This is a genomic window from Rhizobium sp. UFLA01-1127 (assembly GCF_059803845.1).
The window spans coordinates 1-9,000 of sequence record NZ_JAUQTZ010000195.1 but is presented as its reverse complement, the minus strand read 5'-3'; the positions used below and the strand labels follow the sequence as shown (position 1 = coordinate 9,000).

Annotated in this window: 11 protein-coding genes and 1 tRNA gene; 11 read left to right on the top strand and 1 reads right to left on the bottom strand. The window is 58.2% G+C overall.

What is annotated here, in order from left to right; all coding sequences use genetic code 11:
- Together Q4Q11_RS29440 and Q4Q11_RS29435 are read left to right on the top strand one after the other, a co-directional pair.
- Positions 1–76 (top strand): EF-Tu C-terminal domain-related protein (locus Q4Q11_RS29440; RefSeq protein ID WP_130520932.1); only part of this gene is annotated, 76 nt, incomplete at its 5' end.
- A 69-nt stretch (positions 77–145) separates the two neighbouring features.
- Positions 146–655, top strand: coding sequence for an ATP-binding protein (locus tag Q4Q11_RS29435; RefSeq protein ID WP_498571679.1), 510 nt, complete (start codon positions 146–148; stop codon positions 653–655).
- Between the two features lie 12 nt (positions 656–667).
- Here Q4Q11_RS29435 and Q4Q11_RS29430 read toward each other — a convergent pair whose 3' ends face one another.
- On the bottom strand, positions 668–1,198 hold the full coding sequence (locus tag Q4Q11_RS29430) for a GrpB family protein (protein WP_498571680.1): 531 nt from the start codon (positions 1,196–1,198) through the stop codon (positions 668–670).
- Between the two features lie 155 nt (positions 1,199–1,353).
- Here Q4Q11_RS29430 and Q4Q11_RS29425 point away from each other — a divergent pair, with 155 nt between their 5' ends.
- From Q4Q11_RS29425 to rpoB, 9 genes are all read left to right on the top strand, one after another.
- Positions 1,354–2,247 carry an NAD-dependent epimerase/dehydratase family protein gene (locus Q4Q11_RS29425; RefSeq protein WP_112513047.1) on the top strand — a complete coding sequence of 298 codons (894 nt, stop codon included), beginning with the start codon at positions 1,354–1,356 and terminating at the stop codon, positions 2,245–2,247.
- A gap of 379 nt (positions 2,248–2,626) precedes the next feature.
- A tRNA-Trp gene (locus Q4Q11_RS29420) sits at positions 2,627–2,702 on the top strand.
- A 196-nt stretch (positions 2,703–2,898) separates the two neighbouring features.
- A complete protein-coding gene (gene secE / locus Q4Q11_RS29415; RefSeq protein ID WP_112513048.1) occupies positions 2,899–3,099 on the top strand; it encodes a preprotein translocase subunit SecE in 201 nt (66 codons plus the stop codon).
- An 18-nt stretch (positions 3,100–3,117) separates the two neighbouring features.
- A complete protein-coding gene (gene nusG / locus Q4Q11_RS29410; RefSeq protein ID WP_004123460.1) occupies positions 3,118–3,648 on the top strand; it encodes a transcription termination/antitermination protein NusG in 531 nt (176 codons plus the stop codon).
- Positions 3,649–3,862: 214 nt separating this feature from the next.
- Positions 3,863–4,294: a 50S ribosomal protein L11 gene (gene rplK / locus Q4Q11_RS29405; RefSeq protein ID WP_112513049.1), complete on the top strand. Its 432-nt coding sequence runs from the start codon at positions 3,863–3,865 to the stop codon at positions 4,292–4,294.
- A 4-nt stretch (positions 4,295–4,298) separates the two neighbouring features.
- A complete protein-coding gene (gene rplA, locus Q4Q11_RS29400; RefSeq protein ID WP_113217639.1) occupies positions 4,299–4,997 on the top strand; it encodes a 50S ribosomal protein L1 in 699 nt (232 codons plus the stop codon).
- A 332-nt stretch (positions 4,998–5,329) separates the two neighbouring features.
- Positions 5,330–5,848, top strand: coding sequence for a 50S ribosomal protein L10 (rplJ, locus tag Q4Q11_RS29395; protein ID WP_498571678.1), 519 nt, complete (start codon positions 5,330–5,332; stop codon positions 5,846–5,848).
- Positions 5,849–5,906: 58 nt separating this feature from the next.
- Complete coding sequence (gene rplL, locus Q4Q11_RS29390; protein ID WP_015339593.1) at positions 5,907–6,290, top strand: 50S ribosomal protein L7/L12; 384 nt, start codon at positions 5,907–5,909, stop codon at positions 6,288–6,290.
- Between the two features lie 262 nt (positions 6,291–6,552).
- A partial coding sequence (rpoB, locus tag Q4Q11_RS29385; protein ID WP_498571677.1) for a DNA-directed RNA polymerase subunit beta occupies positions 6,553–9,000 on the top strand: 2,448 nt, incomplete at its 3' end.

Below are 9,000 nucleotides of genomic sequence, written 5' to 3'. Positions count from 1 at the left end.
AGAAAAGCTTCGCTTCGCAATCCGCGAAGGCGGCCGGACCGTCGGCGCTGGCATCGTTGCAAGCATCGTCGAGTAATCCTGGGATTATTCCTTTATAAAGAGGCCCCGCTGGAAACAGCGGGGCCTCTTTGCGTTGGAGACGTGGATGAGTCTGATCATTCTGACTGGTGCCTCAGGTTCTGGAAAGACGGCAATCGCGAAGGCGATCGCCATGGATCGTTCGCTTGAGGCTGCGGTCCATCATTTCGACAGCATCAGCGTACCGCCGCTTGACGTCATAGTCAGGGATCATGGCTCTTCCGAAGCCTGGCAGCGCGACAAAACCTTCGAATGGCTCGCTCGTCTTGCGCCGCAGGCAGAGAAGGGCAGGGCCGTTCTTTTCGAAGGCCAGATGCGGCCATCGTTCACTACGGCGGCGGCTGTTGCCGCCAGGATCGATAGCTATCGCTTGATATTGATCGATTGCGATGATGCAACGAGGACCTATCGCCTGTCCGTCGAGCGGGACCAGCCGGATCTCGCCGATGCGAATATGATGAACTGGGCCGCTTATCTGCGTCGTGAAGCTCAAGCATCCGGTTTCGATATTCTCGACACAAGCCGTCTTTCGCTCAAGCAGAGCGTGGATGGTGTGCTGAAGCGCCTGCTCGATTAGTCGAGGGAATTGTCACCGGATGGCGACATTCTTCATCGATGCGAGTTCTGTCTTTGCGCGGCGCACGATATCGGCAACGAAATCGCTCTTGCCGCCGGTATAGTGGTCCCAATCGCCATCGGCTTCTTCGGCCAGCCGCCGTTTCAACGCCGCATAATTTGCCGCAAATTCCCGATGGGCGCGCAGATAGTCGCGGAAGAGAAGGCGCTCCCGGTGGGCCTCATTATCAGGCAGACAGAGATAGAGACGCGTGCCGTAAGGCGTCTCATCCATGGTAAAGGTCCAGCGGCCGCCGCGATGCGTATCGCCGTGAAAATGATATCCGTTTTCCTTCAGGCGCTCCGTTGCCTCGAGTCTGGCCTCTTCCGAGACGAGAACCGCATCGATGTCGAGCTTGGGTTTGGCGCACAGTCCGGCGATGGCAGTGCTGCCGATATGATGGAAGGCGGCGGGATGACCAAGCAGCAGGCGGATCGCCTTGCTTCTGCTTTCGAAGAGAACGGGCCATTGCGGATCGTATTCGACAAGCGTGATCGGCCGCATCCGCTTCATCTCCATTTGCCCCATCCGGCCCGCAATATGCTTTGCCGAGTCGATCCCATTATTCTGCCGAGAAAGCGTCAGCTCACCAAGCCGTGTCTTGCGAAACGGAGGCAAGGGCCTATTTATCGCTCGAATTTTCATCTGGAGGAGATTTCATGAAGAAACGTATTCTGTTCACCGGCGGAAGCGGCAAGGCGGGACGTCACACGGTTCCATGGCTGGTCAATGCCGGCTATGAGGTTCACAATATCGATCTCGTGCCGCTGAACAGCCCCGGCGTCACCAATCTGCAGGCCGATGTCACCGATGCGGGACAGGTCTACAATGTCCTCAGCATGCATCGCGATTTTCCCGATCTCGATCAGGGCAAGGGCGTCCAGCCTTTCGATGCCGTCGTGCATTTCGCAGCCATCCCGCGCATCTTGATCAAGCCCGACAACGAGACCTTCCGCATCAATACGATGAGCACTTATAATGTCATCGAAGCGGCTGCAAAGCTCGGCATCAAGAAGATCATCGTCGCCTCCAGCGAGACGACCTATGGCGTCTGCTTCGCCGAAGGCCATCGCGATTTCCACCAGTTCCCGTTGGAAGAGGACTATGATGTCAATCCGATGGATTCCTACGGCTTGTCGAAGGTCGTGAACGAGAAGACCGCTCGCGCTTTTGCCGAACGCTTCGGCATCGACATCTACGCGCTGCGCATCGGCAATGTCATCGAGCCGCACGAATATGAGCGCTTTCCCGAGTTTTTCGCCAACAGCGAGATCCGCAAACGGATCGCCTGGAGCTATATCGACGCCCGTGACCTCGGCCAGATCGTTCATCTCTGCATCGAGAAGAGCGGTCTCGGCTTTCAGGTGTTCAACGCGGCGAATGATACGGTCTCGGCTAACACCCCTTCGCGTGAACTTGCCGCCAGGCATTTTCCGAATGTCCCCTTCACGCGCGAGATCGGCGAATATGAGGGTCTCCTGTCCAACCGCAAGATCCGTGAGGTCCTCGGTTTCAAGGAAGAGCACAACTGGCGGCGTTATGTAGAGGCCTGAGATGCAAAAGCCGTAAAGCAAGAATCTCAGGGCTCCGCTCCCAGCGGCGCCCGAGATGTGGATGCCTCTGGCAAGACGACCGTGATTCGGTCCATGGGAGATTTCATGAGGGCGATCCGGCCAGGTTTCCGACGTGTGGGCGGAAAAAGCTCGAGTGGGGGCCAATGATTGCGGAAATGCATCTCATCCGCGCGTCCATCGGCGGCTCCTCCGGCATGGCGGCGCCGGCCCATCAGCCGGCGATATTGCGCAGGCGCGGGTCTGATTGGGAAAAAGCAAAAAACGCTCTTGCCAATCGTTTCATCCCGTCTTAAAGGGAGCGCCATGTCTTCGAACTGCTCCGGCGGTCCACCGCTTGAAGCAAATGGTCGAAGCGAGAAGGGGTATAGCTCAGTTGGTAGAGCGGCGGTCTCCAAAACCGCAGGTCGTAGGTTCGAGCCCTGCTGCCCCTGCCATTTTCCTTGATTTGACTGGCGCGTCATTTTCGTCGCTTCGTGAGTTGAGGGATATGCCGAATTGGCGGCAAATTTTAGAAAACACCGTGTTGCCTCTTGTTAAATCGGGAATCGGTGTTTATGTAGGGTTTAACAGACACGCGGTGCGTGGGGCTGATATGTTCAGCTTTACGCGCCGTAATTGCGTGGGCAGTCAATGGCATCCAAAACCAATCCACTAGCGTTTCTGCAGCAGGTGCGCTCCGAGACGTCGAAAATCACTTGGCCCTCACGCCGCGAGACCGTGATCTCGACGGTGATGGTTCTCGTTATGGTCGTTTTCGCCTCGCTGTTTTTCTTTGCTGCTGACCAGCTTATCGGCTGGATTCTCGGCTACGTGCTGAATACCGGCAATTGATATCGGGTGGAGATGAACATGGCGGCACGTTGGTACATCGTCCACGCTTATTCTAATTTCGAAAAGAAAGTGGCTGAATCCATCGAGGAGAAGGCCAGGCAGAAGGGTCTCGAGCATCTGTTCGAGAAGATCCTTGTGCCGACCGAGAAGGTCGTGGAAGTGCGTCGTGGTCGCAAGGTCGACAGCGAACGCAAGTTCTTCCCGGGTTATGTGCTTGTACGCGCCAATCTGACGGATGAAGCCTACCACCTGATCAAGAACACGCCGAAGGTCACTGGTTTCCTCGGCTCCGACAATAAGCCCGTTCCGATTCCGGATTATGAAGCCGAGCGCATTCTCGGTCAGGTCCAGGAAGGCGTCGAGCGGCCGAAGGCTTCCGTATCCTTCGAGATTGGCGAGCAGGTCCGGGTTTCCGATGGTCCGTTCGCTTCGTTCAACGGCACGGTTCAGGATGTGGACGAGGAGCGTTCGCGCCTGAAGGTTGAGGTGTCGATTTTCGGCCGCGCTACGCCGGTCGAGCTGGAATACAGCCAGGTCGAGAAGGTCTGATTGTGATTTCTGCGAAGGGCCGGCCTGGCGGCTGATCTTTCGTTCGAGTTTGGATATGAGTAAATACTTACTCATATCCCGCGGCTCAGCCGCAATCCGCGTGGAAGGGTAGGGTCTTAGCCGGACCTGGTGATCCGCACCACGCAACCGCAGCCGCCGGAGCGATCCGGCATAGTAGGCCGGGCAACCGGTCAATGTAGAAAGGCAGAGAGAAATGGCTAAGAAAGTTGCAGGCCAGCTCAAGCTGCAGGTCAAGGCCGGCTCGGCGAATCCGTCGCCGCCGATCGGTCCTGCGCTTGGTCAGCGTGGCATTAACATCATGGAATTCTGCAAGGCGTTCAATGCCGCCACGCAGGAAATGGAAAAGGGTATGCCGATCCCGGTCGTCATCACCTACTACCAGGACAAGTCCTTCACCTTCGTCATGAAGCAGCCGCCGGTCAGCTACTTCCTGAAGAAGGAAGCGAAGATCCAGTCCGGCTCGAAGTCCCCGGGCAAGGGTGCCAAGGCTGGCACTCTGACCAAGGCTCAGGTGAAGTCTATCGCCGAAGCCAAGATGAAGGATCTGAACGCCGCCGATATCGAAGGCGCAATGGCCATGATCGAGGGCTCCGCCCGCGCCATGGGCCTGGAAGTGGTAGGTTAAGACCATGGTAGCAAAGCGTATTCAGAAGATTCGTGAAGGCGTTGATCCGACCAAGCTTTATGCTTTGGATCTGGCCATCAGCATGGTCAAGGAACGTGCGGTCGCCAAGTTCGACGAAACCGTCGAGATCGCGATGAACCTCGGCGTTGACCCGCGTCACGCCGACCAGATGGTTCGCGGCGTCGTCAACCTGCCGAACGGCACCGGCCGTACGGTTCGCGTTGCCGTCTTCGCTCGCGGTGCCAAGGCTGACGAAGCCAAGGCTGCCGGCGCTGACATCGTTGGTGCGGAAGACCTGGTCGAAATCGTACAGGGCGGCAAGATCGATTTCGATCGCTGCATCGCCACCCCGGACATGATGCCGCTGGTCGGCCGTCTCGGTAAGGTTCTCGGCCCGCGCGGCATGATGCCGAACCCGAAGGTCGGCACCGTCACGATGGACGTCAAGGGTGCTGTAGAGGCTTCCAAGGGCGGCGCCGTCGAATTCCGCGTCGAGAAGGCTGGTATCGTCCATGCCGGTATCGGCAAGGCTTCCTTCGATGCAAAGGCTCTGGAAGAAAACATCCGCGCCTTCGCCGACGCCGTCATCAAGGCCAAGCCGGCTGGCGCCAAGGGCAACTACCTGAAGCGTGTTGCGATCTCCTCGACCATGGGTCCGGGCGTCAAGATCGAGCCGTCGACGGTTACGGCGCCGGGCGCCTGATCAATTCTGCCGGGCACTAAGTCCGGCGTTTAAGAATTCCCGGCCTTTCGGGGCCGGGATTTCCGGAGAAATCCGGAATTCCTGTCCGAGATTGCAGGTGGTTATCCCTTAATCACTCAAGCCTGCATGAGACGGGTAAGACCCGAATTTTGAAGAAGCTTTGCTTCGATGAACTCGGTTCGAGCCTTGGATGCCTTGTGCCTTGGAGCCGTTAAGGCTCGAGCGCGAGGGGACAGGATCCTCAAGCGTCGCTTGGGATCTGCATTGATCCCAGGAGGCAAAAGGCAACCCGGCAGGTCCGTTAACGCGGTCCTGTCAACTGGAGAAAAGCAGTGGAAAGAGCGGAAAAACGCGAATTCGTCACGGAACTGAACGAAGTCTTCAAGGCTTCGGGTTCGGTTGTCGTGGCCCACTATGCTGGTGCTACAGTCGCTCAGATGAACGATTTTCGTTCGAAGATGCGCGCTGCTGGCGGCACCGTCAAAGTCGCGAAGAACCGCCTGGCCAAAATTGCTCTTCAGGGCACGGATGCGGAAGGGATTTCCAATCTCTTCACCGGTCAGACGCTGATCGCATACAGCACTGATCCGATTACCGCTCCGAAGGTCGTCGTGGATTTCGCCAAGAGCAACGATAAGATCGTTGTTCTGGGCGGCGCCATGGGAACAACAACGCTCAACGCCGAAGGTGTAAAGTCGCTCGCGACCCTGCCTTCGCTGGACGAGCTGCGCGCGAAGCTGCTGGGCATGATCCAGACTCCGGCTACCCGCGTCGCAGGTGTTGTTGCAGCGCCGGCAAGCCAGCTTGCTCGCGTGTTCTCGGCCTACGCCAAGAAGGACGAAGCCGCGTAAGGCGGTTTTTCGCTGTTTATAATCAACCAGTTCGAACCGAACAAAAGGAACTACAAAAATGGCTGATCTCGCAAAGATCGTAGACGACCTCTCCTCGCTGACCGTTCTCGAAGCCGCAGAACTGTCGAAGCTTCTCGAAGAAAAGTGGGGCGTTTCCGCCGCTGCTCCGGTAGCTGTTGCTGCCGTTGCTGGTGGTGCTGGCGGCGCTGCTGCAGCTGCTGAAGAAGAAAAGACCGAGTTCGACGTCATCCTCGCTGATGCCGGCGCGAACAAGATCAACGTCATCAAGGAAGTCCGCGCTATCACCGGCCTCGGCCTCAAGGAAGCCAAGGACCTCGTTGAAGCCGCTCCGAAGGCTGTCAAGGAAGCTGTTTCCAAGGCTGAAGCTGCTGACATCAAGAAGAAGCTCGAAGACGCCGGCGCTAAGGTCGACGTTAAGTAAGCTTGAAACTGCTTTGGGAGGTGGCTTTTTGCTACCTCCCATTTGCCGTTTTTCTGAACGAATTACCCAAAAGCCGCGGGCAAAACGGCTTTTGGGTAATGGGTTCTTCAAGAGGATGGTCTCAAACCGAACCGCGACGCAATCCGGCTGAGCGGTTTTCGGTTAGATAGACGAGATTGAACTACTCATTGATTGATGGGGTCGCCTGGCCAGCGATTCCCGTCCGTTGCAGGCCCGGGTGCAGGATTTTAAAGGAGCGACGATGGCTCAGACCCTTTCGTTCAACGGTCGCAGGCGCGTACGCAAGTTTTTTGGTAAGATTCCCGAAGTCGCAGAGATGCCGAACCTCATCGAGGTTCAGAAGGCGTCCTACGATCAGTTTCTCATGGTCGAAGAACCGAAGGGCGGCCGCCCTGACGAAGGTCTTCAGGCTGTCTTCAAGTCGGTATTCCCGATCTCCGATTTCTCCGGCGCCTCCATGCTGGAGTTCGTATCCTATGAATTCGAACCGCCGAAATTCGACGTCGACGAGTGCCGCCAGCGCGACCTGACCTATGCCGCGCCGCTGAAGGTTACCCTCCGTTTGATCGTGTTCGATATCGACGAGGATACGGGCGCGAAGTCCATCAAGGACATCAAGGAACAGAGCGTCTACATGGGCGACATGCCGCTCATGACGAACAACGGTACGTTTATCGTCAACGGCACCGAGCGCGTGATCGTGTCCCAGATGCACCGTTCGCCGGGCGTCTTCTTCGACCACGACAAGGGCAAGAGCCATTCTTCCGGCAAGCTGCTCTTTGCCGCCCGCGTCATTCCGTATCGCGGTTCCTGGCTCGATATCGAATTCGACGCCAAGGACATCGTCTACGCCCGTATCGACCGCCGCCGCAAGATTCCGGTGACGTCGCTGCTGATGGCGCTCGGCATGGACGGCGAAGACATCCTGTCGACCTTCTACACCAAGTCGCTCTACCAGCGCGACGGCCAGGGCTGGCGCATTCCCTTCAAGCCGGAAACGCTGAAGGGCGCCAAGACCGTTGCCGATATGATCGACGCCGACACCGGTGAAGTCGTTGTCGAAGGTGGCAAGAAGCTCACCCCGCGCCTGCTGCGCCAGCTGCAGGAAAAGGGTCTCAAGGCTCTGAAGGCGACGGACGAAGAGCTGTACGGCCTGTTCCTGGCGGAAGATATCGTCAACTTCCAGACGGGCGAGATCTATCTCGAAGCAGGCGACGAAATCGACGAGAAGACCCTGCCTGTCATCCTGAAGGCGGGCTTCGACGAGATCCCGGTTCTCGGCATCGACCACATCAACGTCGGCGCCTACATCCGCAACACGCTGTCGGCCGACAAGAACGAGAACCGTCAGGACGCTCTGTTCGACATCTACCGCGTCATGCGTCCGGGCGAGCCGCCGACCATGGAATCGGCTGAAGCCATGTTTAGCTCGCTGTTCTTCGATGCGGAGCGTTACGACCTCTCCGCCGTCGGCCGCGTGAAGATGAACATGCGCCTCGACCTCGACGTCGAAGACACCGTTCGCATTCTGCGCAAGGACGACATCCTGGCCGTGGTCAAGATGCTGGTCGAGTTGCGCGATGGCAAGGGCGAGATCGACGACATCGACAACCTCGGCAACCGCCGTGTCCGTTCGGTTGGCGAGCTGATGGAAAACCAGTATCGTCTGGGCCTGCTGCGCATGGAACGTGCGATCAAGGAACGTATGTCCTCGATCGAAATCGACACGGTCATGCCGCAGGATCTGATCAACGCCAAGCCGGCCGCCGCCGCCGTCCGTGAATTCTTCGGCTCGTCGCAGCTGTCGCAGTTCATGGACCAGGTGAACCCGCTTTCGGAAATCACCCACAAGCGCCGTCTTTCGGCTCTCGGCCCGGGCGGTCTGACCCGCGAGCGCGCCGGCTTCGAAGTCCGCGACGTTCATCCGACGCACTACGGTCGTATTTGCCCGATCGAAACGCCGGAAGGTCCGAACATCGGTCTTATCAACTCGCTGGCGACCTTTGCCCGCGTCAACAAGTACGGCTTCATCGAAAGCCCTTATCGCCGCATCATCGACGGTAAGGTGACCAACGACGTGCTCTACCTCTCCGCCATGGAAGAGGCGAAGTACTACGTTGCCCAGGCCAACGCCGAGCTCGACGCCGACGGTTCCTTCATCGAGGAATTCGTCGTTTGCCGTCATGCCGGCGAAGTCATGCTCGCTCCGCGCGACAACATCAACCTGATGGACGTCTCGCCGAAGCAGCTGGTTTCGGTTGCTGCCGCTCTGATCCCGTTCCTGGAAAACGACGACGCCAACCGCGCTCTCATGGGCTCGAACATGCAGCGTCAGGCCGTGCCGCTTCTGCGTGCAGAAGCTCCGTTCGTCGGCACCGGCATGGAGCCGGTCGTCGCGCGTGACTCCGGTGCTGCCATCGGCGCCCGCCGCGGCGGCGTGGTCGACCAGGTCGACGCGACGCGTATCGTTATCCGCGCCACCGAAGACCTCGATCCGTCGAAGTCCGGCGTCGATATCTACCGCCTGATGAAGTTCCAGCGTTCGAACCAGAACACCTGCGTCAACCAGCGTCCGCTCGTTACCGTCGGTGACGTGGTCAACAAGGGTGACATCCTGGCAGACGGTCCGTCGACCGATCTGGGCGATCTGGCTCTCGGCCGGAACGTGCTCGTCGCGTTCATGCCGTGG